The 26,749-nt window shown below is 61.2% G+C and carries 20 protein-coding genes, 1 tRNA gene and 3 pseudogenes; 18 read left to right on the top strand and 6 right to left on the bottom strand.

Features of this window, described 5'->3' with window-relative positions; genetic code table 11:
* Window positions 1-10: 10 nt before the first annotated feature.
* The 5 genes and pseudogenes from AB2N04_RS12430 to AB2N04_RS12410 all read left to right on the top strand — a co-directional run bounded on the left by AB2N04_RS12430 (window position 11) and on the right by AB2N04_RS12410 (window position 3,878).
* Complete coding sequence (locus tag AB2N04_RS12430; protein ID WP_367714774.1) at window positions 11-562, top strand: HdeD family acid-resistance protein; 552 nt, start codon at window positions 11-13, stop codon at window positions 560-562.
* A gap of 69 nt (window positions 563-631) precedes the next feature.
* Window positions 632-2,077, top strand: coding sequence for a dihydrolipoyl dehydrogenase (gene lpdA / locus AB2N04_RS12425; RefSeq protein ID WP_367714773.1), 1,446 nt, complete (start codon window positions 632-634; stop codon window positions 2,075-2,077).
* Window positions 2,078-2,152: 75 nt separating this feature from the next.
* The gene (locus AB2N04_RS12420; RefSeq protein ID WP_367714772.1) at window positions 2,153-2,437 is read left to right on the top strand and encodes a GlsB/YeaQ/YmgE family stress response membrane protein; all 285 of its coding nucleotides are present in this window, start codon (window positions 2,153-2,155) and stop codon (window positions 2,435-2,437) included.
* Window positions 2,438-2,444: 7 nt separating this feature from the next.
* A pseudogene (gene lipA, locus AB2N04_RS12415) lies at window positions 2,445-3,423 on the top strand (lipoyl synthase).
* Entirely contained in the window at window positions 3,423-3,878 is a 456-nt protein-coding gene (locus AB2N04_RS12410; protein ID WP_367714771.1) for a type II toxin-antitoxin system RatA family toxin, read from the top strand. The pseudogene lipA and the gene AB2N04_RS12410 overlap by 1 nt, the downstream one beginning before the upstream one ends.
* A gap of 2 nt (window positions 3,879-3,880) precedes the next feature.
* Here the strand turns inward: AB2N04_RS12410 and AB2N04_RS12405 are convergent, their stop codons facing one another.
* Together AB2N04_RS12405 and AB2N04_RS12400 are read right to left on the bottom strand one after the other, a co-directional pair.
* Window positions 3,881-4,372 (bottom strand): CinA family protein, encoded by a 492-nt coding sequence (locus tag AB2N04_RS12405; protein ID WP_367714770.1) that lies wholly within the window; start codon window positions 4,370-4,372, stop codon window positions 3,881-3,883.
* Window positions 4,369-5,616 carry a bifunctional 2-C-methyl-D-erythritol 4-phosphate cytidylyltransferase/2-C-methyl-D-erythritol 2,4-cyclodiphosphate synthase gene (locus AB2N04_RS12400; RefSeq protein WP_367714769.1) on the bottom strand — a complete coding sequence of 416 codons (1,248 nt, stop codon included), beginning with the start codon at window positions 5,614-5,616 and terminating at the stop codon, window positions 4,369-4,371. Before AB2N04_RS12400 ends, AB2N04_RS12405 begins: the two co-directional genes overlap by 4 nt.
* Window positions 5,617-5,761: 145 nt before the next feature.
* Between AB2N04_RS12400 and dusB the strand changes: the two genes are divergently transcribed.
* The 9 genes and pseudogenes from dusB (at window position 5,762) to hflX (ending at window position 17,392) form a co-directional block, all read left to right on the top strand.
* Window positions 5,762-6,760 (top strand): tRNA dihydrouridine synthase DusB, encoded by a 999-nt coding sequence (dusB, locus tag AB2N04_RS12395; protein WP_367714768.1) that lies wholly within the window; start codon window positions 5,762-5,764, stop codon window positions 6,758-6,760.
* The gene (locus AB2N04_RS12390; protein WP_367714767.1) at window positions 6,757-7,911 is read left to right on the top strand and encodes a nitrogen regulation protein NR(II); all 1,155 of its coding nucleotides are present in this window, start codon (window positions 6,757-6,759) and stop codon (window positions 7,909-7,911) included. The genes dusB and AB2N04_RS12390 overlap by 4 nt, the downstream gene beginning before the upstream one ends.
* Window positions 7,908-9,350, top strand: coding sequence for a nitrogen regulation protein NR(I) (ntrC, locus tag AB2N04_RS12385; protein ID WP_367714766.1), 1,443 nt, complete (start codon window positions 7,908-7,910; stop codon window positions 9,348-9,350). Before AB2N04_RS12390 ends, ntrC begins: the two co-directional genes overlap by 4 nt.
* A 162-nt stretch (window positions 9,351-9,512) precedes the next feature.
* Window positions 9,513-11,765: an ATP-binding protein gene (locus tag AB2N04_RS12380; RefSeq protein ID WP_367718802.1), complete on the top strand. Its 2,253-nt coding sequence runs from the start codon at window positions 9,513-9,515 to the stop codon at window positions 11,763-11,765.
* 3 nt (window positions 11,766-11,768) lie between these two features.
* Window positions 11,769-13,130: a sigma-54-dependent transcriptional regulator gene (locus tag AB2N04_RS12375; RefSeq protein ID WP_367714765.1), complete on the top strand. Its 1,362-nt coding sequence runs from the start codon at window positions 11,769-11,771 to the stop codon at window positions 13,128-13,130.
* Between the two features lie 134 nt (window positions 13,131-13,264).
* Window positions 13,265-14,641, top strand: coding sequence for a Trk system potassium transporter TrkA (gene trkA, locus AB2N04_RS12370; protein ID WP_367714764.1), 1,377 nt, complete (start codon window positions 13,265-13,267; stop codon window positions 14,639-14,641).
* 97 nt (window positions 14,642-14,738) lie between these two features.
* Window positions 14,739-15,606 (top strand): annotated as a pseudogene (locus AB2N04_RS12365) (D-amino-acid transaminase).
* Between the two features lie 148 nt (window positions 15,607-15,754).
* Entirely contained in the window at window positions 15,755-16,003 is a 249-nt protein-coding gene (gene hfq / locus AB2N04_RS12360; protein WP_367714763.1) for an RNA chaperone Hfq, read from the top strand.
* Between the two features lie 81 nt (window positions 16,004-16,084).
* The gene (hflX, locus tag AB2N04_RS12355; RefSeq protein WP_367718801.1) at window positions 16,085-17,392 is read left to right on the top strand and encodes a GTPase HflX; all 1,308 of its coding nucleotides are present in this window, start codon (window positions 16,085-16,087) and stop codon (window positions 17,390-17,392) included.
* Window positions 17,393-17,425: 33 nt separating this feature from the next.
* Here the strand turns inward: hflX and mazG are convergent, their stop codons facing one another.
* The 4 genes and pseudogenes from mazG to AB2N04_RS12335 all read right to left on the bottom strand — a co-directional run bounded on the left by mazG (window position 17,426) and on the right by AB2N04_RS12335 (window position 21,568).
* Window positions 17,426-18,241, bottom strand: a complete 816-nt coding sequence (gene mazG / locus AB2N04_RS12350) for a nucleoside triphosphate pyrophosphohydrolase (protein ID WP_367714762.1) — start codon at window positions 18,239-18,241, stop codon at window positions 17,426-17,428.
* A 52-nt stretch (window positions 18,242-18,293) separates the two neighbouring features.
* A pseudogene (locus AB2N04_RS12345) lies at window positions 18,294-19,341 on the bottom strand (dipeptidase).
* Between the two features lie 214 nt (window positions 19,342-19,555).
* Entirely contained in the window at window positions 19,556-19,825 is a 270-nt protein-coding gene (locus AB2N04_RS12340) for a hypothetical protein (protein WP_367714761.1), read from the bottom strand.
* A gap of 198 nt (window positions 19,826-20,023) precedes the next feature.
* Entirely contained in the window at window positions 20,024-21,568 is a 1,545-nt protein-coding gene (locus tag AB2N04_RS12335; protein WP_367714760.1) for a winged helix-turn-helix domain-containing protein, read from the bottom strand.
* A 644-nt stretch (window positions 21,569-22,212) separates the two neighbouring features.
* Between AB2N04_RS12335 and AB2N04_RS12330 the strand changes: the two genes are divergently transcribed.
* From AB2N04_RS12330 to glmS, 4 genes are all read left to right on the top strand, one after another.
* Window positions 22,213-22,302: transfer RNA gene (locus AB2N04_RS12330), tRNA-Ser, on the top strand.
* Between the two features lie 197 nt (window positions 22,303-22,499).
* Entirely contained in the window at window positions 22,500-23,258 is a 759-nt protein-coding gene (locus tag AB2N04_RS12325; RefSeq protein WP_367714759.1) for a cytochrome c biogenesis CcdA family protein, read from the top strand.
* 72 nt (window positions 23,259-23,330) lie between these two features.
* Complete coding sequence (glmU, locus tag AB2N04_RS12320; RefSeq protein ID WP_367714758.1) at window positions 23,331-24,692, top strand: bifunctional UDP-N-acetylglucosamine diphosphorylase/glucosamine-1-phosphate N-acetyltransferase GlmU; 1,362 nt, start codon at window positions 23,331-23,333, stop codon at window positions 24,690-24,692.
* Between the two features lie 136 nt (window positions 24,693-24,828).
* Complete coding sequence (gene glmS / locus AB2N04_RS12315; RefSeq protein ID WP_367714757.1) at window positions 24,829-26,652, top strand: glutamine--fructose-6-phosphate transaminase (isomerizing); 1,824 nt, start codon at window positions 24,829-24,831, stop codon at window positions 26,650-26,652.
* Window positions 26,653-26,749 lie beyond the last annotated feature (97 nt).

Raw genomic sequence — 26,749 nt, 5'->3', positions numbered from 1 at the left:
GGGGTTGAGCATGGCCAATACCGTCGAGAATGAGCGCGTACATGCATCCTGGGGCTGGCTCGCACTGCTTGGGGCCATCTCACTGATTGGTGGCATCCTTGCTCTGGCAAATCCCTTTGCCGCAACCATGACGGCTGCAAGGCTGGCGGCGTGGACCTTCATCCTGTTTGGCGTGCTTCAGGTCGTGCAGGCCTTCCGTGTTCGGGGTTGGGCAGGTTTTCTCTGGGCGCTGCTGCTGGGGGTTCTCACGCTTGCCGTGGGCATATCGATCATCGCCAAACCGGGCGCGGGGATCATCTCGCTCACCATTCTGGTGGCGATCATGTTTCTGGTGCTCGGCGTGGTGAAGATCATGTATGCATTCGCATTCCGGCCGCTTGCCGGATGGGGCTGGGTGCTTTTTTCAGGCATCGTCTCGCTGCTGCTCGGTGTGATGATCCTGGCGGACATGCCATGGGCCGCTGCAACGATCCTGGGCATTCTGCTCGCCATCGAACTGCTTTCAAATGGCGTGTTTCTTTTGCTCATCGCCTTTGGTCTGCGCGGGGCTGCGCGGGCCTGAAAACTCTCGGGGCGCGGCGGTGTAAAAGCTGCGCCCGGACAATGATACGACTACAAGGAGAAACCAGCTGTGGCTGAAAATTACGACGTTATCATCATCGGATCGGGACCTGGCGGCTATGTCACCGCGGTCCGTGCTGCACAGCTTGGTTTGAAGACGGCTATCGTGGAGCGCGAGCATCTGGGCGGCATCTGCCTCAACTGGGGCTGTATTCCGACAAAGGCGCTGCTGCGCTCGGCCGAGATCAAGCATTATGCCGAAAACGGCAAGGATTACGGCCTGACCATCGACGGCAAGATCACGGCCAATGTGGATGATGTGGTCGACCGTTCGCGCAAGGTATCGCAGCGCCTGAATGGCGGCGTCGGTTTCCTGATGAAAAAGAACAAGATCGATGTGATCTGGGGCGAAGCGAAGCTTTCCAAGGCCGGCGAGGTTGTCGTTTCCGAGCCGTCCAAGAAGGCGATGCAGCCGCAGCCGCCCATGCCGAAAAACACCAAGGGTGCCGGCACCTACAAGGCAAAGCACATCATTGTTGCAACCGGTGCGCGTCCGCGTGTCCTGCCCGGAATCGAGCCGGATGGCGAAAAGATCTGGACCTATTTCGAGGCGATGGTGCCCAAGACCATGCCGAAATCGCTGGTCGTGATGGGCTCCGGCGCCATCGGCATGGAGTTCGCCTCCTTCTACCGCACCATGGGTGCGGAGGTGACCGTGGTGGAACTGATGCCGCAGATCCTGCCGGTTGAGGACGCGGAGGTCTCCAAGTTCGCAAAGCGCCAGTTCGAAAAGCAGGGCATCAAGTTCAAGCTTGAGGCCAAGGTTGCGAAGGTCGAGAAGAGCAAGGACGGAATCACCGCCCATGTGGAGACCAAGGACGGCAAGGTTGAGAAGATTTCCGCCGAAAAGCTGATTTCCGCCGTCGGTGTGCAGGGCAATATCGAGAATCTCGGTCTCGAAGCGCTTGGCGTGAAGACGGATCGCGGTTGCGTGGTGGTCGACGGATATGGCCGCACCAATGTTAAAGGCATCTACGCAATCGGCGATGTGGCGGGCCCGCCCATGCTGGCGCACAAGGCCGAGCATGAGGGCGTGATCTGCATCGAAAAAATCGCCGGCGTGCCGGGTGTCCATGCGCTCGACAAGGGGCTTATCCCCGGCTGCACCTACTGCCATCCGCAGGTTGCGTCCGTGGGGCTCACGGAAGCAAAAGCCAAGGAAGCCGGCCGCGACATCCGGGTCGGGCGCTACCAGTTTGCCGCAAATGGCAAGGCGATTGCGCTTGGCGAGGATCAGGGCTTCATCAAGACGATCTTCGACAAGAAGACGGGTGAGCTTCTAGGCGCTCACATGATCGGCGCGGAAGTGACCGAACTGATCCAGGGCTTTGTCGTTGCGATGAACCTTGAGACCACGGAAGAAGAGCTGATGCACACGGTGTTCCCGCACCCGACCCTTTCGGAGATGATGAAGGAGAGCGTGCTCGACGCCTATGGGCGTACGCTCAACGCATAAATTGGGCTGAAGGGCCCTGTTTCCCCCGCACCAACTGGACTATATGCGGGGGAACATTGAACGAGGAACAGGATGATGGAAGAAAGCTACGGTCTTCTGGGCATGCCCGGCGTCGGCTTTTTCGGTCTTCTCGTGATCGGTTTTCTGGCCGGTTACGTGGCCGAGAAGACGATGAACCGCGCGCACGGTTTCTTCACCAACATCCTTGTCGGCATTGCCGGCTCCTTTGTTGGTGGAACGCTTGCCGGCCTCATCGGCATCTCGTTCTACGGTTTTCTGGGCAATCTGGTGATCGCCATCGCTGGTGCGATCCTGATCCTCTGGGTATTCGGACGCTCGTCTTCCAGCCGGGCGCGATAGGACAAACATGGTCACGATTCTCGATACTGTCACCGCAAAGCCGCGCCCGCGGCACCCTGAAAAGGCGCACCGGCCCTGATCAGGAAGTGCTGCGCAAGCCAAAATGGATTCGGGTGAAGGCGCCGACCTCGCAAGGGTATCTGGAAACCCGCGAGATCGTGAAATCGAACAAGCTCGTGACCGTGTGCGAGGAGGCCGGCTGCCCGAATATCGGCGAATGCTGGGACAAGAAGCACGCGACCTTCATGATCCTCGGCGAGATCTGCACGCGCGCCTGCGCCTTCTGCAACGTGGCAACAGGCATCCCCGGTCCGGTGGATATGAACGAGCCTGAAAACGTCGCCAAGGCGGTGCGCGAGATGGCGCTGAAGCATGTGGTCATCACTTCGGTCGACCGCGACGACCTAGCCGATGGCGGTGCGCAGCATTTTGCCGATGTGATCGGCGCGATCCGCTCTGCTTCTCCCGAAACGACCATCGAAATCCTGACGCCGGATTTCCTGCGCAAGGACGGCGCGCTGGAAGTGGTGGTTGCGGCAAAACCGGATGTCTTCAACCACAATCTGGAGACCGTTCCGGGCAATTATCTGAAGGTGCGCCCGGGCGCGCGTTATTTCCATTCGCTGCGCCTGCTCCAGCAGGTCAAGGAACTGGATCCGACCATGTTCACCAAATCCGGCATCATGGTGGGGCTGGGCGAGGAGCGCAACGAAGTGCTTCAGCTCATGGACGACCTGCGCTCGGCCAATGTGGACTTCATGACCATCGGCCAGTATCTGCAGCCGACCCGCAAACACCATCCGGTGAAGAAGTTCGTGACGCCCGAAGAATTCAAATCCTATGAGACCGTGGCTTACACGAAGGGTTTCCTCATGGTTTCTTCGAGCCCGCTGACGCGTTCCTCTCACCATGCGGGCGAGGATTTCGCAAAGCTGAAGGCGGCACGCGACGCCCGCCTCGAAGATGCAGGCGCTGCCGCGATCTGATGCCGAAATTCGAGACCGTGCGCCGGGTGGCGCACACGCCCGAAAACATGTTTGCGCTTGTCGCGGATGTGGAAAGATATCCCGAATTCGTGCCCATGTGCGAGGCGCTGACGGTGCGCACCTGCAGAGAACGCGATGGCGTAACGCTGCTCGTCGCCGACATGACCGTGGGGTACAAGGCACTGCGCGAGACGTTTACGAGCCAGGTGACACTGAAACCGGACGATGCGGCCATCGATGTGCGCTATGTGGATGGGCCTTTTCGCTTTCTGAAAAACGAATGGCGCTTCGAGCCGGCAGGCGAGGGGGAGTGCGACATTCACTTCTTCATCGAGTATGAATTCAAGAGCCGCATGCTTGGCGCTGTGATGGGCGCTATGTTCGACCGCGCGTTCCGCATGTTTTCCGAGGCCTTCGAACGCCGCGCTGATGTGGTTTATGGCGTGAGCGCCTGAATTCAGCCGTCCTTCAAAGCCGACAGAACCATGTCGAGAGCAGCCTCGACGGTCGCTGCGCGCACACCGGCGCGGTCGCGGCCCGCAAAGACGTGGGATTGCGCCAAAGGCGCGCGACCCTTCAATGCCAGACCGAACCAGACAAGGCCGACCGGCTTATCCGCCGAACCGCCATCGGGCCCGGCAATGCCGGTGACGGCAACTGCGACGCCTGCACGTGAACGGGCCAGAGCGCCCGCAGCCATTTCCAGCGCCGTTTCCTGCGAGACGGCTCCATGGGCGGCGAGAGTTTCGGGCGAGACGCCCAGCATTTCCATCTTGGCTTCGTTGGAATAGGTGACGAAGCCGCGATCGACGACAGACGACGACCCCGCAATATCCGTCAGCGCGGCAGCGATCATGCCACCGGTGCAGGATTCGGCCGTGGCCAGCATGATGCCGTGCGCTTCACAGGCCGAAAGCACCGCGCGGGCGCGTTCCGCGAAGACATTCATGCCGGCACCTCGCCGGGATAGATCACGCTTGCCGTGGCGATGGCAGCGATGCCTTCCTCACGGCCGATGAACCCCATCTTCTCGTTGGTCGTAGCCTTTATGGAAATGCGATGGGGCGTGATGTCCAGCATTGCAGACAGTGCTGCCGTCATTGCCTCGCGGTGCGGGCCGACTTTCGGTGCTTCGCAGATAATCGTGACATCTACATTGGCGATGCGGCCACCGGCCTCGCGCACGATGCGGGCTGCATGTTCGAGGAAGATGTGCGAGGCAGCACCCTTCCATTGCGGATCCGATGGCGGAAAGTGCGTGCCGATGTCGCCTGCGCCACAGGTTGCCAGCAGCGCGTCTGTGAGCGCGTGCAGACCGACATCGGCATCCGAATGGCCGTAGAGGCGCTTCGTGTGAGGGATGCTCACGCCGCACAGAATGACGGCATCGCCATCGGTGAAGGTGTGGACATCATAGCCATTGCCGGTGCGCACATCGGGGAAGGCGGTCGGGCGGTTCAGGCGCTCGTCTGCCAGGGCAATGTCGCGTGCCCAGGTGAGCTTGATGTTGTCGACGGCACCGGCAACGAGACGGACGGGGATCTTTGCCCATTCTGCGATGGAGGCGTCGTCGGTGAAATCCTCGCGGCCAAGCTTGTGCGCGCGCTCATGGGCGGCGGCGATCAGGGCAAAGGGAAAGCCCTGCGGGGTCTGGGCGGCGTGCAGATCGTGGCGCGGCACGGTTTCGGCGATGAAGCCTGCCGGGCCGGCGCGCTTGACCGTATCGGCGACGGGAAGGGCGGGCAGGGCGCCCTGGCCATCCTCCACCGTGTTGATGATCCGGTCGATCAGCTCCCGGTCGATGAACGGGCGCACGCCGTCGTGAATCAGAACGGTCTGGGGGGACGGGTCGTAGAGTGCGAGCAGGGCAAGCCGGGTGGAGGCCTGCCGAGAATGCCCGCCATGGATTGCACGGACGCGTTCGGCGCAGAGCCCCGCTGTCGCCTCGGCAAAGAGCGCTTCGTCATCGGGATGGATTGCCACCACGATGCGCTTGATGCGGGGATCGGAAAGGAAGGTTTCCAGCGTGTGACGCAAAACCGGCTTGCCGCCGATCAGGCGATACTGTTTCGGCCCTTCGGTGGATTGGCCCGCGCGCTCGCCGCGACCGGCGGCGACGATGACGGCAGCAACCTCTCCGGCCGCGCGCGGCGCCAGCGCATCGGCTTCGGCAAGGGGGGCGGATTGATGCATCTGCTTGTCCATGGGGCAGACGCATAATAAGACACGCCCCGAAAGGCCAGCCGAATTTGCACGAGACACATGTCATGCGAATTGGCTGTTGCGGACAAAGCGCGATCTGGTTAAATATTAAGCACAAGCGAAAGGTGCTTTACTTTTGTGCAAATCATCTGCTGAACAGCTTTCGGTGCCGCTTTCGGTCGGTTCGGTTTCGATCCGCAACCGGGTGTTCCTGGCGCCGATGTCGGGCGTGACCGATCTCGCCTTTCGTGCGCGTGCTCATGCACATGGCGCGGGACTCGTGGTCTCGGAAATGGTGGCGAGCGGCGAACTCGCGCGTGGCAAGGCGGAATCGGCACGTCGCCTGCGTCGCCCCGATGTCGATGTGCACATGGTGCAGCTTGCCGGCAGGGAGGCGCACTGGATGGCCGAAGGCGCGCGGATCGCGGAAGCTGAAGGCGCCGACATCATCGACATCAACATGGGCTGCCCGGCCAAGAAGGTGACGGGCGGCTATTCCGGTTCCGCGCTGATGCGCGAGCCCGACCATGCGCTCGGCCTGATCGAGGCGGTGGTCGCGGCGGTGCGGGTGCCTGTCACCGTCAAGATGCGCCTTGGCTGGGACGAGAACGCGCTCAACGCGCCGGAGATTGCCAGCCGCGCCGAGGAGGCCGGTGTCGCTATGGTGACGGTGCACGGGCGCACGCGCTGTCAGTTTTACAAGGGAAAGGCGGACTGGCGGGCCATTTCGGCGGTGAAGGAGGCGGTGCGCATCCCTGTGGTGGCCAATGGCGATGTAACATCGTCCGACGATGCCGCCGGCATTCTTGAGGCCTCCGGTGCGGATGCGGTGATGATCGGTCGGGCGCATTATGGCGCGCCGTGGATTGCCGGTGCCGTGGCCTCGAACGCCGAATGCAGGCCGGAAAATCTCGCAGACTACGTGATCGACCATTATGAGGCGATGCTGGCGCTTTATGGGACGGAGCATGGCACACGCCATGCCCGCAAGCACCTTGGCTGGTACATGGAGCGGCATCTCGGCGAGGTCGATGCAGAGAACCGCAAGGCGATCATGACGGGGACCGATCACCGCGAGGTATCGCGGCTGTTGCGTGATCTGTTTCGCCGGCAAGAGGAACGGCTGGCAGCATGAGCGGAGAAACGGGACGCGCTGCGACGCGAACGGAAGCCGGTTGTGCCAGTCTGCTGCTCAACACGCTTCGCCATCCCGTGGTGATGGTTGATGAGAAGGGCTTCATGGTCGAGGTGAATGCCGAGGCGGAGGTTTTTTTCCGTTCGGGTGCCTCCATCCTCGCGCGCAGCCGGCTTGAGGATTTCGTGCCATTCGGAAGCCCGCTGATCGCGCTTGTGGAGCAGGTGCGCGAACAGCGCGTCGCGATCAACGAATACCGTGTCGACATTTCCTCGCCACGGCTGGGGGCAGAGCGCCTGGTGGACATTCATGCAGCACCGGTCTCGGAGGTTCCAGGCGCGGTGGCGCTGCTCCTTCAGGAACGCTCAATGGCCGACAAGATCGACCGGCAGATGGTGCATCGCGGTGCTGCGCGTTCGGTGACCGGCCTTGCGGCGATGCTGGCGCATGAGATCAAAAACCCGCTTTCGGGCATTCGCGGCGCCGCGCAGCTGCTTGAACACGCGGTTTCAGACGAGGACCGGGCGCTGACACGCCTCATCACCGACGAAACGGACCGGATCGTCGCACTGGTGGATCGCATGGAGGTCTTTTCCGACGAACGCCCGGTGGAACGCGATCCGATCAACATTCACCTCGTGCTCGACCACGTCAAGGCGCTGGCAAAGAACGGTTTCGCCAGCGAGGTGACCATCATCGAGGATTACGACCCGTCGCTGCCGCCCGTCTGGGCCAACCGCGACCAGCTCGTGCAGGTTTTTCTCAATCTGGTGAAGAATGCGGCCGAGGCGATCGCGGGCAGGAAGGACGGCGAGATCCGTCTGACCACGGCATTTCGGCCCGGCATCCGGCTCTCGGTGCCCGGCTCCCCCGACAGGGTCGCGCTGCCTCTGGAATTTTGTGTCCACGACAATGGGCCGGGCATTCCCGAAGACCTGCGGCAAATCATTTTCGACCCCTTCGTCACCTCCAAGCAGAACGGTTCGGGTCTGGGGCTAGCCCTCGTGGCCAAGATCGTCGGCGCGCATGGCGGGGTTGTCGAGTGTGAATCCACCGGCCAGCAGGGAACGGTGTTCCGCATTCTCATGCCAGCCTGGCGGGAAGCGCGTCAGCGAGGTCCGGCGCGCGGTGAAAAAGGGAACGCCACATGACCTGCATTCTTGTCGCTGACGACGATGCTGCCATCCGCACGGTTCTCAACCAGGCGCTGTCACGCGCCGGGCACGATGTCCGGGTGACGTCGAATGTCGAGACACTCTGGCGCTGGGTTTCGGGTGGGGAAGGCGATCTGGTGATCACCGATGTAGTAATGCCCGATGGCAACGCGTTCGATCTTCTGCCGCGCATCAAGAACGTGCGGCCGGAGCTGCCGGTCGTCGCCATGAGCGCACAAAACACCTTCATGACGGCAATCCGCGCTTCGGAAGTGGGGGCTTACGAGTATTTGCCGAAACCCTTCGATCTGACCGAACTGGTCAACATCGTGCAGCGCGCATTGTCCGAGCCGAAAACGCCCACGAAGGAAACGGCGGGCGCCGACGCCCCGGAAGCGCTGCCGCTGATCGGGCGTTCGGCCGCGATGCAGGAGATCTACCGGCTCCTGGCCCGCATGATGCAGACCGACCTGACGGTCATGATCAGCGGCGAATCGGGAACGGGCAAGGAACTCGTCGCAAAAGCGCTTCATGACTATGGACGCAGGCGCCGTGGTCCCTTCGTGGCCATCAACATGGCTGCCATACCGCGCGATCTGATCGAATCGGAACTTTTCGGACACGAGAAGGGGGCCTTTACCGGGGCCCAGGCCCGGTCGTTCGGACGTTTTGAGCAGGCCGAAGGCGGAACGCTGTTTCTGGACGAGATCGGGGACATGCCGATGGAGGCGCAGACCCGTCTTCTGCGAGTGCTCCAGCAGGGAGAATACACCACTGTCGGCGGTCGCACGCCGATACGAACCGATGTTCGCATCGTTGCCGCGACAAACAAGGACCCAAGAACGCTTATCGACCAGGGGCTGTTTCGCGAAGACCTGTTCTATCGGCTGAACGTGGTGCCGTTGCGCCTGCCGCCGCTCAGGGAACGCACCGAAGACATTCCGGATCTGGTGCGCCATTTCTTTGCGCGTGGCGAAGAGGAAGGCCTGCAGGCCAAGCGTATCAGTGCAGATGGCCTCTCGCGCATGCGCAGCTATCGCTGGCCCGGCAATGTCCGTGAGCTGGAAAACCTTGTGCGGCGGCTTGCAGCCCTTTATCCGCAGGACGAGATCTCGGAGGAGATCATCGAGCAGGAACTGAGGACTGCCGGCGCGCTCCGTTCCACCCAGATGGACAGCATGCCCGAAGAGGCGACGCTTTCGCAGGCGGTCGAGCAGCATCTGCAGCGTTACTTCTCCCGGTTTGACGGTCAACTGCCGCCCGCAGGCCTTTATCAGCGCATCCTGGCCGAGGTGGAGCAGCCATTGCTGATATCGGCTCTGACGGCAACCGGCGGCAATCAACTAAAGGCAGCCGAACTGCTCGGGCTCAACCGCAACACGCTGCGCAAGAAAATCCGCGAATACGACATCAACATCTATCGCGGTACGCACTGAGCAGGGCTCACCGCCTCGGCTGCGAATGCCGGGCGGCCATTTCCTTCCCCACTCTGCCCCAGCAATGCCGCATTGTTGGGAAATGCAACTGTTGCCAGGCGGTTACACTTGTTGCATATGTGCAACAAATCTGGTGCAGATTGAATGATGGAATCGGGAGTCATGGTCAGCGTGTCCGAGAGTTCGCAGATGCAGCCGCTCGCTGCAGCTTCGCCACCCCGGCGGGGGCGATCGGCCACGTTTTACGTGGGAATCGCTGCTGCACTGGGCGCCCTGTTGACGGCGGCCATCTCCTTCACCGTCCTTCTCGGTTTGACACCACTTTCGCCCGATGCGCAGATCACGCTTGTCCTGATCGCGGTCAATCTCGGCCTGGTTCTGCTGCTGTCCGGTCTGATTCTGCTCGAAGGTCTCCGGATCTACAAATCGCGCAAGGGGCGCCGCGCGGCGTCGCGCCTTCATGTGCGCATCATTGCGATGTTCTCTCTCGTTGCGGCCATCCCCGCCATACTGGTCGCCGTCGTAGCGTCCGTGACGCTCGAACTGGGGCTCGATCGCTGGTTTGAGCTGCGAACCAAGGTGATCGTCTATTCGTCCCTGTCCATTGCGGACGCCTATGTGCAGCAGAATGCACGCAGCCTGCAGGGGACGACGGAAAGCATGGGGGTGCGCCTTGATCAGGCGCGCACCCTCTACAATCTCGACCGGTACGGTTTTCGCGATTTCATGACCCGGCAGGCAATGCTGCGCGGTCTGGCGGATGCCGAACTTGTACGCGCCGACGGGTCCGTCATCATCAGCGCACAGATGGCCGAAGATATCCCGCTCCCGCGCCCGGGCGAAAGCGCAATGGAACTCGCAAACAGCTCCCAGATCGCGTTCAACGAGATTGGCGGCACGAATCTGGTCACGGCGGTCTACAAGCTGCAGGAGATCCCGGATGCATATCTCTATACCGGTGCGCTGCTTGATCCCGAGGTGCTCAAGGCACGGCAGATCGTGCGGACAAACACCGACGAATACCGCTCGCTTGAGGGCAATCGCGGCAACACGCAGATCGCCTTCGCGCTGCTCTATCTGGTGGTGACGCTTGCAATCGTGCTTGCAGCGATCTGGACCGGCATTGCGGTGGCTGACCGTCTGGTGCGCCCGATCCGGCAATTGATCGGAGCCGCCGGTGCGGTTTCCACCGGCAATCTCGATGTTTCGGTGCCGGTACGCTCGTCCGATGGCGATGTCGGCCTTTTGGGCGACACGTTCAACCAGATGACACAGCAGCTCAAATCGCAGCGCGATCAGCTTATCGCGGCAAAGGATGTCATCGACGAGCGGCGACGCTTCACCGAAGCGGTGCTCTCTGGCGTCAGTGCCGGTGTCATCGGCGTTGAGGCAGACGGCTCGGTCGCCATGATCAACCGTTCGGCGGAAGCCATGCTGGGCATATCCATGCATGAGGCCGTCAACCGCAATCTCAGTACGGTTCTGCCGCATATTGGCCGGGCTTTTGAAACGGGGCGCAAATCAGGCCGGCCGGTCTACCGCGAACAGGTGGCGTTTTTCCGGGGCGGAGCGGAACGAACGTTCAACATCCAGATCACGACCGAGGAGGGGGTGAACGAGGATGAGGAACATTCCTATGTGGTCACGGTGGATGACATTACGGATCTGATGCAGGCCCAGCGCTCCATGGCCTGGGCCGATGTTGCGCGGCGCATTGCGCATGAAATCAAGAATCCGCTGACGCCGATCCAGCTTTCCGCCGAACGCATTCGCCGCCGGTTCGGCAAGGTGATCGAACAGGATCGGGAGATATTCGATCAGTGCACCGAAACGATCATCCGCCAGGTGGGGGATATCGGTCGAATGGTGGACGAGTTCTCAGCCTTTGCCCGCATGCCGAAGCCCGACATCCAGTTGCTCGATGTTCGCAATCCCCTGCGCGAGGCTTCGTTCCTGACAGAGGTGGCGCGCAGTGAAATCACCTTTGAGCGGGATTTCTCCGACACGCCGCTGATGGGCCGTTTCGATGCCAGGCTCATGGGGCAGGCTTTCGGCAACATCATCAAGAACGCAGCCGAAGCGATCGATGGCGCAGAACGCAGCAATGGCCTGCCCGGGGCCATACGGATCACCGCACGCAGGATCGGCTCCCACATCGAGATCACGGTGATCGACAATGGCAAGGGGCTTCCGCGCGAAAACCGGCAGAGACTGCTTGAGCCCTACATGACGACACGCGACAAGGGCACCGGCCTTGGCCTCGCAATCGTCAAGAAAATCATCGAAGACCATGGGGGACGGCTGGAACTGCACGATGCACCGGCAGATTTCCATGGCGGTGTCGGTGCGATGATCCGCATCATACTTCCTGCGGCCGGCGACACCGGCTCAGCTCATCAGACGACAAGAAGGTAGACAATGGCTTCCGACATCCTGATCGTAGACGACGAGGAAGACATCCGCGAACTCGTAGCCGGCATTCTCAGCGACGAGGGGCATGAAACGCGCACCGCCCATGACAGCGACAGCGCGCTGGCCTCGATCGCGGAACGGGTTCCGCGTCTCATCCTGCTCGATATCTGGCTTCAGGGCTCAAAGCTCGACGGCCTGGCCCTGCTCGACAAGATCAAGGAGGTGCACCCGCATGTGCCGGTGGTGATGATCTCCGGACACGGAACGATCGAGACGGCGGTTTCGGCGATCAAGCGCGGCGCCTATGATTTTATCGAAAAGCCGTTCAAGACCGACCGGATGATCCTGATCTGCGAACGGGCTCTGGAAATCTCCAAGCTCAAGCGCGAGATGAGCGATCTGAAGAAACGCAGCGGTGCATCGTTCGATCTGGTGGGCGATTCGACCGCGCTCAACCAGCTGCGCCAGACCGTGGAGCGTGTGGCACCCTCCAACAGCCGCATCATGCTGACCGGCCCTTCCGGCTCCGGCAAGGAACTGGTGGCACGCGCCATTCACATGGCCTCGCCGCGCAGCAACGGACCGTTTGTGACCGTCAATGCCGCAGCGATAACGCCTGAACGCATGGAAATCGAGCTGTTCGGCACCGAATCGAATGGCGGCGAACGCAAGGTCGGTGCGCTGGAGGAAGCGCATGGCGGCGTGCTTTATCTGGACGAAGTCGCAGACATGCCCCTGGGCACCCAGAGCAAGATCCTGCGCGTTCTGGTCGATCAGCAGTTCGAGCGGGTCGGGGGCACGCGCCGGGTGAAGGTGGATGTGCGCATCATCTCGTCGACGGCACAGAACATCGAGTCCCTGATTGCCGAGGGGCGTTTTCGCGAAGACCTGTTTCACCGGCTCGCCGTGGTGCCGGTCGCCGTGCCGCCGCTGGCCGACCGGCGCGAGGACATACCGATCCTCGTGGACCATTTCATGCGCCAGATCGGAGAACAGGCCGGCATCAAGCCACGCCCGCTCGGCAATGATGCAATGGCTGTTCTCCAGGCTCACAACTGGCCCGGCAATGTGCGCCAGCTGCGCAACAACATCGAGAGGCTGATGATCCTGACGCGTGGCGACGGGCCGGACACGCCGATCACAGCCGATCTTTTGCCGGCCGAGATCGGCGATGTGATGCCGCGTTTGCCGACGCAATCGGACCAGCACATCATGGCGCTGCCCCTGCGTGAGGCGCGGGAACTGTTTGAGAAGGAATACCTGCTGGCGCAGATCAACCGCTTTGGTGGCAACATCTCGAGAACGGCCGAGTTCGTGGGCATGGAGCGCTCTGCGCTACACCGCAAGCTGAAATCGCTCGGCGTTTAGGGCCGGGTATCCCCTTGCGGATACCTTCCGTGTCCCGGGAAGGAGACGGTGGGTGGTTTCCATGACGGGACAAAAGCGCTAGAGCAGGGCGTTGCGGGGCTCACTGCGGTCTTCAGCGGGACAGGGAACAGGCAATGAAGGTCATCATTTGTGGCGCGGGCCAGGTCGGTTTCGGTATCGCGGAGCGGCTGGCGGCCGAACAGAACGACGTTTCGGTCATCGACACATCGCCCGAATTGATTCGCGCCGTTCGTGACACGCTCGATGTGCGCGGGTTCGTCGGACACGGTGCGCAGCCGGATGTGCTGGCGTCGGCGGGTGCGCGCGAAGCCGACATGATCATCGCCGTGACGCTGTTCGACGAAGTGAACATGGTGGCCTGCCAGGTGGCCCATTCGCTGTTCAACGTGCCAACGAAGATCGCACGGATACGCTCGCAGTCCTATCTTCAGTCGCATTACATGGACCTGTTCTCGCGCGATCACCTTCCGATCGACGTGATCATCTCTCCCGAGATCGAGGTGGGCGAGATGGTGATGCGCCGGATCGCACTGCCTGGCGCGACGGATGTGGTGAGCTTTGCCGACGACAGGATCTCCATGGTGGCGATCGAGTGCCGGGAAGAGTGCCCGGTCATCAACACGCCGCTGGCGCAGCTGACCGAACTGTTTCCGGATCTGCCCTCGACCGTTGTCGGGGTCTCGCGCGACGGCAAGCTGTTCATACCGCGTTCGGGCGATCAGCTCATGGCCGGAGATCTGGCCTATGTGGTGACGACACGCGATCAGGTGCGGCGCACGCTGGGGCTTTTCGGCCATGAGGAACGCGCCGCAACGCGCATTGTCATTGCGGGCGGCGGCAATATCGGGCTCTACGTCTCCCGCGCAATGGAGAAGAAGCAGAACCGGACAAAGGTGAAAGTGATCGAGAGCACGCGCGAGCGGGCGGTGGCACTTGCCGACCGGCTCCGCCGGACCGTGGTGCTGCATGGCAGCGCGCTTGATCAGAAGCTTCTTCTTGAGGCGGATATCCAGCACGCCGACCTGATGGTGGCGCTGACCAATGATGATCAGGCCAACATCCTGTCCAGCGTGATTGCCAAGAGACTTGGCTGCCGTTCAAACCTCGTCCTGATCAACAATCCGACCTATCATGATTTTGCCCGGACACTGGGGATCGACGCGCATGTCAATCCGCGTTCGGTGACCATTTCCAAGGTGTTGCAGCATGTACGCCGCGGGCGCATCCGCGCTGTCCACAACATTCAGCGCGGTGCGGCCGAAGTGATCGAGGCCGAGGCGCTTGAAACCTCTCCGCTGGTCGGCCCGCCACTGAGCGAGGTGGAGTTTCCCGATGGCATGCGCATTGGCGCCGTCTATCGCGATGGCGCCGTGATCAAGCCCAGCGGCGCCCTGAAGATCAAGCCCAAGGACCGGGTCGTGATCTTTGCGCTGGAAGGCGCGGTTCGCCAGGTGGAGCAGATGTTCCGTGTGAGCCTTGAATTTTTCTGAGACGCTTGAAAAAGGTGTCGGGCGGCGTCACAAAAGAATCGCCTTCATTACGCCGCGTCAATTCTGACCGGCGCATCATCATTACGGAGACCCAGACATGCCACGCATTGCTTACGTGAACGGGCGCTATGCGAATCACGGTGACGCCATGGTTCACGTGGAGGATCGCGGATACCAGCTTGCCGACGGTGTTTATGAGGTGTGCGAGATCTCGCGTGGCTTCATCATCGACATGCAGGGGCATCTGGACCGGCTCGACCGGTCGTTGCGCGAGCTCAGGATGGACTGGCCGATCGAACGCACGGCGCTCGAATTCGTCATGCGCGAGGTCATCCGGCGCAACCATGTGCGCAACGGCATGGTCTATATCCAGGTCACGCGCGGTGTCGCGCCGCGCGACCATGCATTTCCCACCACGCCCGTGCGCTCCGCACTCGTGGTCACGGCCAAACGCATGGATCCGGCGGCGGCCGCGAAGAAGGCGGAAAAAGGCATGACCGTCATCACCGTTCCCGAAAACCGCTGGGAACGCGTCGACATCAAGACCATCGGACTGTTGCCAAACGTGCTTGCCCGCCAGGGCCGCCGTGGACGCGGGCGCGCAGGAGGCCTGGTTCGTCGATCCTGACGGAACCGTCAAGGAGGGCGCATCCACCAATGCTTGGATCGTGACCGGTGACGGGAAGCTGGTGACCCGGCCGGCCGATTTCGGGATCCTGCGCGGGATCACCCGGGCGACCGTGATGAAGGTCGCCGGCGAACTTGGCCTTTCGGTCGAGGAGCGCAGTTTTTCCGTCGAAGAGGCACAGACCGCGCGCGAAGCCTTTGTTACCAGCGCGACAAGCGTCGTCATGCCGGTTGTCAGCATCGATGGAAAGGCAATCGCCAACGGGCATCCCGGCAGCGTTGTCCAGTCGCTTCGAGATGCATTTTTTGCGATTGCGGAAAAAAGTCCTAGCTGTTAACCAACGCGTTGAATGGCTGCTCAGTATAGTCGAAGTTGATCATTGCAATGATCACGCGGCGTCTGTCTCAGAGTTCCTTGACAGGAGCATGTCATATTTGCGCTACTGACTGCACTTAGGGCAGCGAATGGGTGAAAGACCAAAAAAAATGGCGGAACGATCTCAAAACCTGCAGGACTTGTTCCTGAATACCGTTCGCAAGAGCAAGAACCCTCTCACGATCTTTCTCATAAACGGTGTGAAACTGACAGGCATTGTAACCTCGTTTGACAACTTCTGCGTGCTTCTGCGCCGCGATGGTCATTCGCAGCTTGTCTACAAGCACGCGATCTCGACCATCATGCCGACTCAGCCGGTACAGCTCTACGATGCCGAGGAAGGCGCCCGGGACACCTGATTGGCTGAAAACTCCAAGCAATTCCGCGCATCGGGCGAGGAGGACGGGCTGACGACCAGGCCGGGCCTTACCCGTGCAGCGGTGATATCTCCGGTTCTGACATCGGAACGCCGTGCCCGCGAGGGCGCGGCGGTGTCCGTGCGTGCCTCTGAAGCGCGCCACGAAGAAGCCCTGGGGCTGGCAGAAGCGATCGATCTTGATGTGGTGTTCGCCGATATCGTGACGGTCAACGCACCGCGTCCCTCCACCCTGCTGGGCACGGGCAAGCTGGAGGAGATCGCCTCGCAGGTGGAGAACCGGGAAGTCGATGTGGTCATCATCGACCATCCTCTCACACCGGTGCAGCAGCGGAACCTCGAAAAGGCCCTTCATGCAAAGGTTCTGGACCGGACGGGGCTGATCCTCGAAATTTTTGGCAGACGCGCACGCACGAAGGAAGGGCGTCTGCAGGTCGATCTCGCGCATCTGGAATATCAGCGTGGACGGCTCGTACGCAGCTGGACCCACCTGGAACGACAGCGCGGCGGCGGTGGCTTCATGGGGGGACCCGGTGAAACCCAGATCGAGGCCGACAGACGCCAGCTTCAGGAACGGATCATCCGACTGAAGAAGGATCTGGAACAGGTGCGGCGCACCCGCGATCTCCATCGTTCGAAGCGGCGCAAGGTGCCGTTTCCCATCGTGGCGATCGTTGGCTACACCAATGCGGGCAAATCCACGCTGTTCAACCGGATGACCGGGGCGGAGGTGATGGCGGAAGACATGCTCTTTGCCACACTCGACCCAACGCTGCGCAGGGTGCAGCTGCCCCATGGAACGATCATCATCCTTTCCGACACGGTCGGCTTCATTTCCGACCTGCCGACCCATCTGGTCGCCGCCTTCCGGGCAACTCTGGAAGAGGTGGTCGAAGCCGATCTGATCATTCACCTTCGCGACATTTCAGATCCGGACACGGCGGCGCAGGCATCCGATGTGGAAGAAATCCTTGGCGATCTCGGCGTGGACGCGAGTGACCGGACGCGTGTGCTGGAGGTCTGGAACAAGATCGACTGCCTCGAAGAAGAGCGGCGGCTGGCCATGCTGGAAGCAAAGCGAGGCAATGATGTGCCGCTCGCGGTTTCAGCCATTACCGGGGAGGGGATCGACGCCCTTCAGGCACAGGTCGAGGAACGGATTTCAGGCGCGGTTGCCACGATGCGGATCGAACTGGCACCAACACAATTATCCCTGCTGGACTGGATCTATCAGAATGGGGAAGTGATGGAGCGCCATGACAATGACGATGGCAGCATTGCGTTGACAATCCGCTCCACCAAGGCCGCGCGGAAAGAACTGAACGAACGGATTTCCGGCAAGTCCACGGTGCAAAAACCGGACAGGACGTGACGCTGGGCCCGCGATGAAAGCCGGTCGGTCAGGTCACCGCTTCGCGCGTTGCCACAGGGCCTCCATTTCGGCCAGATCCGCCTCTTCCAGACTGCGCCCCGCCCTTCGCAACTCACGCTCGATGAAATCAAAACGCCTGCGAAACTTGTCGTTTGTCTGCGACAGAGCCGCTTCCGGGTCGTAACCGAGGTGGCGGCCCAGATTGACCACGGCGAAAAGAAGGTCGCCATATTCCTCGGCCGCATGGGCATCATCGCGCATTTCAAGGGCTTCACGCAATTCGCCGATCTCTTCTTCGATCTTGTCGAGAACCGGACCTGACTGCCCCCAGTCGAACCCGACTCGGGCCGCTCGTGCCTGCAGTTTGTGGGCACGCATGAGAGCGGGCAGGGCGCGGGGGACATCATCAAGATAGGCGGGCGGGACACTGTCGGCTTCACCGTTTCGGGTGCGCCGGGCGAGCCTTTCGGCTTTCTCCTGCGCCTTGATCGTCTCCCACATGCCCTTGGCCATTCCCTTGCCGCGGGCTTGTGCATCACCAAACACATGCGGGTGCCGGCGGATCATCTTGGTGGTAATGGCCTCAACCACGTCGCCGAAATCGAACCGGTCTTCCTCCTCGGCCATGCGGGCGTGAAAAACCACCTGAAGAAGCAGATCGCCCAGCTCATCGCGCAGATCATCGAGGTCATTGCGTTCTATTGCATCGGCAACCTCGTATGCCTCCTCGATCGTGTAGGGAGCAATCGAGGAAAATGTCTGCTCGACATCCCAGGGACAGCCGGTGTGCGGCGTGCGCAGGGCCTTCATGATCTCAAGCAGTCTGGTTATGTCTCTGGAAGGCTTCATGCTGGTGCCCGTGTTGTGATGTCCGGTCAGTTCCGTATTTCTGGCGGTCGCGCTAGCCGATCGTGCGCTCCAGCACTCGGACCCAGTTGCGCCAGGCAATCTTTTCTATGAGCTCTCGCCCGTAGCCATGTGCCCGCATGGCCTCTATGAGCCGGGGCAGGCCTGAAACGTCGCCGATCGCACGGGGAATGAGCGCGCCATCGAAGTCGGATCCAAGCGCCACACCATCCTCCCCGAGAGCTTCAAGCATCGCATCGAGATGCTCAAGAAGCACGTCGAAACCGGTGTCGGGATCGCTTTTCCCGTCGCGGCGCAGGAAGCTTACGGAATAATTCAGACCTGCAAGCCCGCCGGTTTCACGGATAGCATCAAGCTGCCAGGCCGTGAGGTTGCGCGATTGAGGACAGATGGCGTGAACGTTGGAATGGCTGGCGACCAGCGGAGCATTGCTGATGGCCTCCACATCGCGAAACCCTTTTTCGTTGAGATGCGAGAGGTCGACGAGAATTCCCAGCTGGTTGCATTTTCGCACGAGCGCCCGCCCCGCATCGGTCAAACCATCGCCGATATCGGGTGATGCGGGGAAACGAAAGGGAACGCCATGCGCGAAAATGTTCGACCGGCTCCAAACCGGGCCGAGCGATCGCAGCCCGGCAGCATAAAGCACGTCGATCAGGTCGAGGTCTTCGCCGACCGCTTCGGCGCCTTCGATGTGAAAAATGGCTGCAATGGCCTGCGCGCCCATGGCCGCGCGAATGTCACCGGCACTTCGGCAGATTTTCACCTGCCCCTTCGACTTGTGCTCCATGCGCTGCAAGAGAGCCGCCATCGCCAGCGTTGCCTTTAGCGCCTCGGACTGAGCAAGCGGCGGGAACACAACGTCGTCGGGCCGTTTGCCGTCGATTTTCTGGTTGGAGTGCGGCGGTGGGAACACCGCAAAGAGCCCACCCGCCAGGGCCGCCCTTGCGCGCCCTTGGCAGATCGACATGCCCTCCGGGAGTGCCTTCCAGAAAATGCTCCACGGCATCTGGAGACCGGCTCTGATAGAGGCGAAGCAGTACGTCGTTATGGCCGTCGAATACGGGGATGATATCGCTCATGAAGGAATTTGCCTGCCTGCGCTGCTGCGCCAGTTGAATCTGTTCCTTCACTTCTATGCAAGGCTGCGGCAGGACGCAAATCGCGTTTATGCCTGCACACGCCAGTCTCGACGGGCTTACGCCGAACGTTTTTAAACCCCGGTCAGGAGGGGACCACAAACTGAGAAGAGCCCGCTTGTGACTGGCCGCACTCTGGAGATCTTGTCACGCGCTGTCAGCGCATTGCCATAAGGTTGGCAATCAATGCCTTCGCTGCGGATGGCAGCGGGATGCGCGCGTCTGCCGGGCTCTGCGGGGAAGCGGCGCCCCCTTGAGCAGGGCGCCGCCGCCTGACGATCCGTCGGGGGAGGCGCAGGAGCTTGCGCGCCGCTGTCTTGATATAGGCGTGGCGCATGTCGCGCAGGTAAAGTTCAAGGGCAATGGGATCGCGCGAGACGAGCTTCCTCAAATGCTCCCGGACAGAATGCAAATGTCGGTCGGACACAGGTGCCTCCCTCGCCAACTCCGCTGCGTCGCGAAGCCCGTGGCTTCTGGTTTCAGGCGAGAATGGCAACCGATTGTTTGCAGATTATTAGAAGCGCGACGCCCGCGACTGCGCTACAGGCAGGCGGTCGGAGAGCGTGAGGTGCATGGCGCTGCCCCTTTGACGCGCAGACAAGGCAAGGTCGATACTTCCAATGAACTACTCTGGCACCTTTTCTGCGCGGGCAGCTTCGACAACGTCGGGGCCGAACCTTGCGCCAAGCAGGACTTCCGCGCCCTTCATGAATGAACGCGCGTGCTCTGGATCGCGGAAGAGCCGCGCAATGTAGAAATGACCGTATCGAAGCGTTGCCAACGCCTCCCGGCGATCAAGATCGGCCAGGGGCTCAGACCACCCCGGCTCACCGGGGTCCACGTCAGGCGGTACGAACAAAAGCCGTGTTTGACGGTACTCGTATGGGTGTTCTTCTGCGTATTCGGCGATGACACGTCTGGCCAACGCTGCATCGCCGGATGAGATCGCCACCTCACAGAGCATCGCCCGCAGATAGACGGAGAAATAATATTGCTCGGGTGCGAGCTCTAGCCCGGCCCTGAACAGGGCGGTTGCCTGTTCCAGTTCACCCTCCCACATGCGTATCTGTCCCAGTATGGCATAGGCCGCGCCCAACGCTGTGGTCTGGCAGAAGGCGCTCTCGGCCATTTCAACGGCAAGACGGTCATGGCCGCGATCGACAAAATAGAGAAATTTTGCCAGCCCAAGCGCCGTCATCGGATCGTCCTGCATCGCCACTGTCGCGGGGAGGACGAGCGCCTCGATCTCATCAAGGTCGGCGCGACGCCGGTCATGCTGCATCAGTTGCCTGGCTCCTCCCATCACACCACGCATGTGGATGGCGGTTGCAAGAAGCAGGGCCGTGCGATGATCGGGCGACGTTTCATAGAGGGCGCGCAAACGCTTCTCGGCCTCGACCCAGTTTTGCTTGCCGGCAAGTTGCTCGGACGTTTCATGAAGGCGCATCGGCAGAGGCGGCTCGGTCGGAGCGGCATGCAATGGTGCCTCTGTCAGCGTTTTCCACAAAGCCTTTACGATGGATTCGCAGGTGTCATCGAGGGCAGGGCGTGTGCCAACCGCCGAAAGATCGGTTACCGTACATCGTTGAACGAAAAGAACGCGACCCGTCGGGAACGCTTTGAGTGTCAATGCGCAATCAAGCACATCGGCAGCGCCGGTCACAAAGTCGAGTTCGATCGCATATGCCGGTTTTTTCCCTTCAAACCGTGTCGGCGACGGACACACAGGGTCTATGACCACCTTGTGCCCCCTGTTGGTGCGCAGCGTTAATCCCACTTGAAGTTGTTCGGCAAAATGCCGGGCGGCAGCAACGAATTGCGGCGCTTCGGGGACACCCCTAAGCGGACCGATCACGATGAAGGCATTGGCGGTGGAGACCGCAGGAGAAGCCGCCATCCAGTAATAGCCCTCACCATACTGGGTCGCGATGTAACGGGGCCGGCGGACCGTGTCTCCCAGTTTCCGTCGCAGACGGTTTATGATGAAATCCACGCTGCGGTCGGAAACGTCCGGATCGGCGCCTGTCATCGCATCAAGCAGGCGGTCGCGGGAGACTATCCGGCCTTGATTTCGCACGAGCATGCGCAATACCGAGCGCTCGGCACGCGTGAACCGCAGTCGGTTCCCATCCTCATCGGTTGCAAACAGAAAGTCCTGATCAAATCGCACGACCCCCCTCCGGCTCGAAACAGTGCCTTCCTCAAGACGAATAGTCATTCATGCGCGCACGCGTCGCAGTTCGTGGCTTCGCCCCTTCTGCAATGCGCCATCACGCAGCCGGTCTCTTCTCCCATGCCAGGTCAAACACCGTCGGCCCTGAAGACCAGCATCTGACCATTGTCGACGCTGACACGCCGAAAGTGAATACTGTCAGTTTCAGAAGTTCGTGAGATGGCATCTATGCGCAGGGGCTCATTACCGGCAAGGAACCGATCCGGGTCGCGTCGTGCCCGCAGGCGCGTCGGGCCGCGGCGATTTCGCCGCAAGACACTGATGGCGTTTAAAAGAAGAGGCCTTCGGGGATGTCGGATCTCTGATTGCCAGCGGGAGGACCGGCCAGGCGGACCGTTGCGGCGATCGCCGGTTCGTCAATGGCGAGATGGGCTGCATCGGGTTTGGCCGGCGCATCGGCATGTTTTCGCTCACAACGCTCGGAAAGACGGGGAATTCAGGCGCCCGCCGCAGAACAGGTTGACGCCGCAATACGAGGCGCGGTAAAGGCGAAGCCGTAAAAGGCATTCGGCAGCAAAACGGTAGCAACGCCCTGACCAGGCGATGCGGAAACCTGAAAAATGCTAACGAAACCAATGCCTGGAGGGATGGCCGAGCGGTTGAAGGCACCGGTCTTGAAAACCGGCAGGCGGGTGACCGTCTCGTGGGTTCGAATCCCACTCCCTCCGCCATTTTTCCTTCGGGGTCCGTTCCTGGCACATGGTTTACATTCGATACCGGAGAGTTGGGCAGCCTCATCTGCGGGGCTGAACAGCCAACCGTCGCGACGGTATGCCACGCAAAGGTGATTGGTGTGTGCAGGGGCGGGCGCTTATAGGGAATGCTGAATTCAAGATGCGCGGTCGGCGCTTTCGGTTCGGGAAGAAGCATGGCGATTGATGTGGGATATCTGAGCGCGGCAGGTGCAGGGGCGCTGTCATTTCTGTCACCCTGTGTCTTGCCGCTTGTGCCGCCCTATCTGTGTTATATGGCGGGCATTTCGGTCGAGCAGTTCAAGGGCGAGGACGCCGGTGATGGAGAGCGACTTTCCACCGGCACCACGCGTCTTGCGCTCTTTTCCGCCTCGCTCTCATTCGTGCTCGGGTTCACCACGGTCTTCGTGCTTCTGGGAGCAGGGGCCTCCACCATCGGTTCTGTCCTGCGGATCTGGCAGCAGGAGCTTGCCATGGTGGCCGGGATTGTCATCATCGTCATGGGGCTGAATTTCCTCGGCCTGGTGCGCATTCCGTTTCTGTCGCGCGAAGCCCGCATGCAGGCGGGCGGGAAGCCTGCCACGAAGCTTGGCGCCTATGTGATGGGGCTGGCCTTTGCATTTGGCTGGACCCCGTGCATCGGACCGGTGCTCGGTCCGATTCTGACGCTTGCTGGCGGGCGCGAGACCGTGACCGATGGTGCATTGCTTCTGGCGGTCTATTCGCTGGGACTTGGTGTTCCTTTTCTTCTCGCAGCGCTTTTCTCCGGAAGTTTCATGCGTTTCCTTTCCCGCTTCCGCATGCATCTGGGCCGCGTCGAAAAGGTGATGGGCGGGCTGCTTGTGGTGGCCGGTGTCCTTTTCTTAACCGGCGGTATGCAATCCATGGCTTTCTGGCTTCTTGAAACCTTTCCGGCCCTTGGCAAACTCGGCTGAGAGTGGATTGGTGCCTTTCGGGCAGGATGCTAGAAAAGGCGAATCGTCAGAAAGCACAACGGGCATCAATCCATGAGCGAACGCACCTGCCTATCGGTTATTCTCGCAGCCGGCGAAGGCACGCGCATGAAGAGCGCGACGCCAAAGGTGCTGCACAGGATTGCCGGGCTGGAAATGCTCGGCCATGTCACACACGCGCTCGATGCGGCAGGTGCCGGCGACAAGGCGCTGGTCGTGGGACACGGGGCCGAGGCGGTGTCACAGGCCGCCGAAACCTTTGCACCCGGCGCCGAGACATTCGTTCAGGCGCAGCGGCTTGGCACGGGACACGCCGTGCTCGCGGCACGCGCTGCGATTGCCCGCGGCTATGACGATATTCTTGTCACCTTTGGCGACACGCCGCTGATCGCGCCCGATGCTCTACAGGCGATGCGCGCTGAGCTTCGCACGGGCGCGGACATCGTCGTCATGGGGTTTCGCACCGAGCGGCCCACCGGCTATGGGCGGCTGATCCAAGATGGCGAGGCGCTGATCGCCATCCGCGAGGAGAAGGACTGCACTGAAGAGGAGCGCCGCATCACCTTCTGCAATGGCGGCGCAATGGCGCTGGCCGGCAAGCGGGCACTCGAACTCCTTGAAGCCATCGGCAACGACAACGCGAAGGGCGAATACTACCTGACCGACATTGTCGAGATCGCCACGGCACGCGGACTGAAGGTGCGCGCGATCGAGGCCGACTACGAAAGCGCGCTCGGCATCAACAATCGCGCCGAACTCGCTGCAGCCGAAGCAATCTGGCAACAGCGTCGCCGCAGCGCGGTGATGCTCGACGGGGTAACCCTGATCGCACCCGAAACCGTGTATTTTTCGCATGACACCGTTATCGGGCGCGACACGGTCATCGAGCCGAATGTCTTCTTCGGCCCCGGGGTGAGGATCGGGGAAAACGTCATCCTCAGAGCCAATTCTCATCTCGAGGACGCCCGTGTCGATGCGGGTGCATCCATCGGCCCATTCGCGCGGCTGCGTCCGGGCGCCGAAATCATGGATGGTGCGAAGGTGGGCAATTTCGTGGAGATCAAGAAGACGCGCGTGGAGCCGGGGGCCAAGATCCCCCACCTGTCTTATGTGGGCGATGCGCGCGTGGGTGCAAAGGCCAATCTGGGCGCAGGCACCATCACCTGCAATTATGACGGGTTTTCGAAACATTTCACCGATATCGAGCCTGGCGCTTTCGTGGGCACCAACTCGTCTCTGGTGGCTCCAGTTACCATCGGGGCGGGCGCCTATGTTGCTTCCGGCAGCGTGATCACCGAATCCGTACCCGCCGACGCGCTGGCTTTCGGCCGCGCCCGACAGTCCAACCGGGAGGGGCTGGGAAAGCGTCTGCGCGACCGGCTGGCGGCGCTCAAGGCGCGTCGCTCAAAGACGTGAGGCAGGGGTATCGCAAGCGGCCCTTCTGGCTTGATACGAAATGAAAGACTTGTTGATTTTCATCCTCTTGTTCCGCGTCCTAGAACAATCGCGTGAATCGGGGTCTGACTGTTTGGTGGGAGGCTGAGACAGCCATATGTGTGGAATTGTGGGCATTGTCGGGCAGGTGCCGGTGGCGCCGCTCATCGTAGACGCGCTGAAGCGGCTTGAATATCGCGGCTATGATTCCGCCGGTGTCGCGACCCTGGATCACGGCAGGCTCGACCGCCGCCGTGCCGAAGGCAAGCTGGTCAATCTGGAGAAGAGGCTCGGCGAGGAGCCGCTTGGCGGCATGATCGGCATCGGGCACACGCGCTGGGCAACCCATGGCGTTCCCAACGAGACCAACGCACATCCCCATTTCGCCGGCGACGTGGCGGTGGTTCACAACGGCATCATCGAAAATTTCGCGGAACTGCGTGACGAGCTGAAGGCCCACGGTGTCGCGTTCTCCTCGCAGACCGATACGGAAGTGGTCGCACATCTGGTGGCGCGTGAGCTGGACAGGGGAGCAACGCCGCAGGATGCGGCCTTCGCGGCGCTGAAGCGATTGCGCGGCGCCTTTGCGCTCGCCATCCTGTTCCGCGGCGATGAGGGCATGATCGTCGGCGCACGCAATGGCCCTCCGCTCGCGGTCGGTCATGGCGAGGGCGAGATGTATCTTGGCTCCGACGCGATCGCGCTGGCGCCCTTCACCAACACCATCACCTATCTCGAAGATGGTGACTGGGTGGTGGTGCGCCGTGACGGTGTGGAGATATTCGGCATGGATGGTCAGCCGGTGGAGCGCGCTCACCAGCAGTCGGTCGGCACCAGCCTGCTTGTCGACAAGGGCAACCACCGGCATTTCATGGAAAAGGAAATCCACGAACAGCCGGAAGTCATTTCCCACACACTCGCCCATTATCTGAATTTCGCCGAGGGCACGGTGGCGGATTTCGACCTGCCATTCGATTTTGCTAAGATCGACCGTCTCTCCATTTCGGCCTGTGGCACGGCATATCTGGCCGGACTGATCGGAAAATACTGGCTTGAACGCTATGCGCGCCTGCCCGTCGACATCGATATCGCCTCAGAGTTCCGCTACCGCGAAATGCCGCTGTCGAAATCCAGCGCGGCACTTTTCATCTCGCAGTCGGGCGAAACGGCCGACACGCTGGCCTCGCTGCGCTATTGCCGGAGCGAGGGCGTGCCGATCGCCTCCATCGTGAATGTGCGCGAATCGACCATCGCACGCGAGAGTGACGGAATATTCCCCACACTGGCTGGTCCAGAAATCGGCGTTGCATCGACCAAGGCTTTCACCTGCCAGCTCAGCGTTCTTGCAGCGTTGACGCTAAGAGCGGCCAAGGCGCGCGGAACGATTTTGCCCGATGAAGAAAAGGCGCTTGTTCGCCAGCTTTCCGAGGCGCCACGCTTTGCCTCACAGGCACTCAAGCTGAGCCCGGGCATCGAGAAGGTGGCACGCGAACTCTCGCATGTGCGCCACGTCCTTTATCTCGGACGGGACACGAACTACCCGCTGGCACTCGAAGGGGCGCTAAAGCTCAAGGAAATCTCGTATATTCATGCCGAAGGCTATGCTGCCGGCGAGCTGAAGCATGGGCCGATTGCCCTGATCGACGAGCAGATGCCGGTGATCGTGATTGCTCCGTATGACCGCATTTTTGAAAAAACCGTCTCGAACATGCAGGAAGTGGCCGCGCGCGGTGGACGCATATTCCTGATCACGGATGAAAAGGGCGCCAGAAACGCCACGCTCGACACGCTGGAGAGCGTGGTGTTGCCGGATGTGCCCGAGTTCGCCGCGCCGATTATCCATGCACTTCCGGTTCAGATGCTCGCCTATCATACGGCGGTCATCATGGGGACGGATGTGGATCAACCCCGCAATCTTGCGAAGTCGGTTACGGTGGAGTAGCGGTTCTGGGCTGTCATATGGCGGCCCGAATTCCTATTCTATAGTACGGCCCGGTGGCGTAGTGTCCGCCGGGCTGATCTTCGTCAATCACTCCATT

The sequence above is a fragment of the Nitratireductor sp. GISD-1A_MAKvit genome (genome assembly GCF_040819555.1).
In the GTDB taxonomy this organism is placed as follows: Bacteria; Pseudomonadota; Alphaproteobacteria; order Rhizobiales; family Rhizobiaceae; genus Nitratireductor.
This window is presented reverse-complemented; position numbering and strand designations above follow the sequence as displayed.

Excerpts from the sequence above, each read along its gene's own strand:
- AB2N04_RS12430 (WP_367714774.1), top strand. The coding sequence starts at position 11 with ATGGCCAATACCGTCGAGAATGAGCGCGTACATGCATCCTGGGGCTGG.
- AB2N04_RS12420 (WP_367714772.1), top strand. The coding sequence starts at position 2,153 with ATGGAAGAAAGCTACGGTCTTCTGGGCATGCCCGGCGTCGGCTTTTTC.
- AB2N04_RS12410 (WP_367714771.1), top strand. The coding sequence starts at position 3,423 with ATGCCGAAATTCGAGACCGTGCGCCGGGTGGCGCACACGCCCGAAAAC.
- AB2N04_RS12405 (WP_367714770.1), bottom strand. The coding sequence starts at position 4,372 with ATGAATGTCTTCGCGGAACGCGCCCGCGCGGTGCTTTCGGCCTGTGAA.
- AB2N04_RS12400 (WP_367714769.1), bottom strand. The coding sequence starts at position 5,616 with ATGCATCAATCCGCCCCCCTTGCCGAAGCCGATGCGCTGGCGCCGCGC.
- AB2N04_RS12390 (WP_367714767.1), top strand. The coding sequence starts at position 6,757 with ATGAGCGGAGAAACGGGACGCGCTGCGACGCGAACGGAAGCCGGTTGT.
- ntrC (WP_367714766.1), top strand. The coding sequence starts at position 7,908 with ATGACCTGCATTCTTGTCGCTGACGACGATGCTGCCATCCGCACGGTT.
- AB2N04_RS12380 (WP_367718802.1), top strand. The coding sequence starts at position 9,513 with ATGGTCAGCGTGTCCGAGAGTTCGCAGATGCAGCCGCTCGCTGCAGCT.
- AB2N04_RS12375 (WP_367714765.1), top strand. The coding sequence starts at position 11,769 with ATGGCTTCCGACATCCTGATCGTAGACGACGAGGAAGACATCCGCGAA.
- trkA (WP_367714764.1), top strand. The coding sequence starts at position 13,265 with ATGAAGGTCATCATTTGTGGCGCGGGCCAGGTCGGTTTCGGTATCGCG.
- hfq (WP_367714763.1), top strand. The coding sequence starts at position 15,755 with ATGGCGGAACGATCTCAAAACCTGCAGGACTTGTTCCTGAATACCGTT.
- mazG (WP_367714762.1), bottom strand. The coding sequence starts at position 18,241 with ATGAAGCCTTCCAGAGACATAACCAGACTGCTTGAGATCATGAAGGCC.
- AB2N04_RS12325 (WP_367714759.1), top strand. The coding sequence starts at position 22,500 with ATGGCGATTGATGTGGGATATCTGAGCGCGGCAGGTGCAGGGGCGCTG.
- glmU (WP_367714758.1), top strand. The coding sequence starts at position 23,331 with ATGAGCGAACGCACCTGCCTATCGGTTATTCTCGCAGCCGGCGAAGGC.
- glmS (WP_367714757.1), top strand. The coding sequence starts at position 24,829 with ATGTGTGGAATTGTGGGCATTGTCGGGCAGGTGCCGGTGGCGCCGCTC.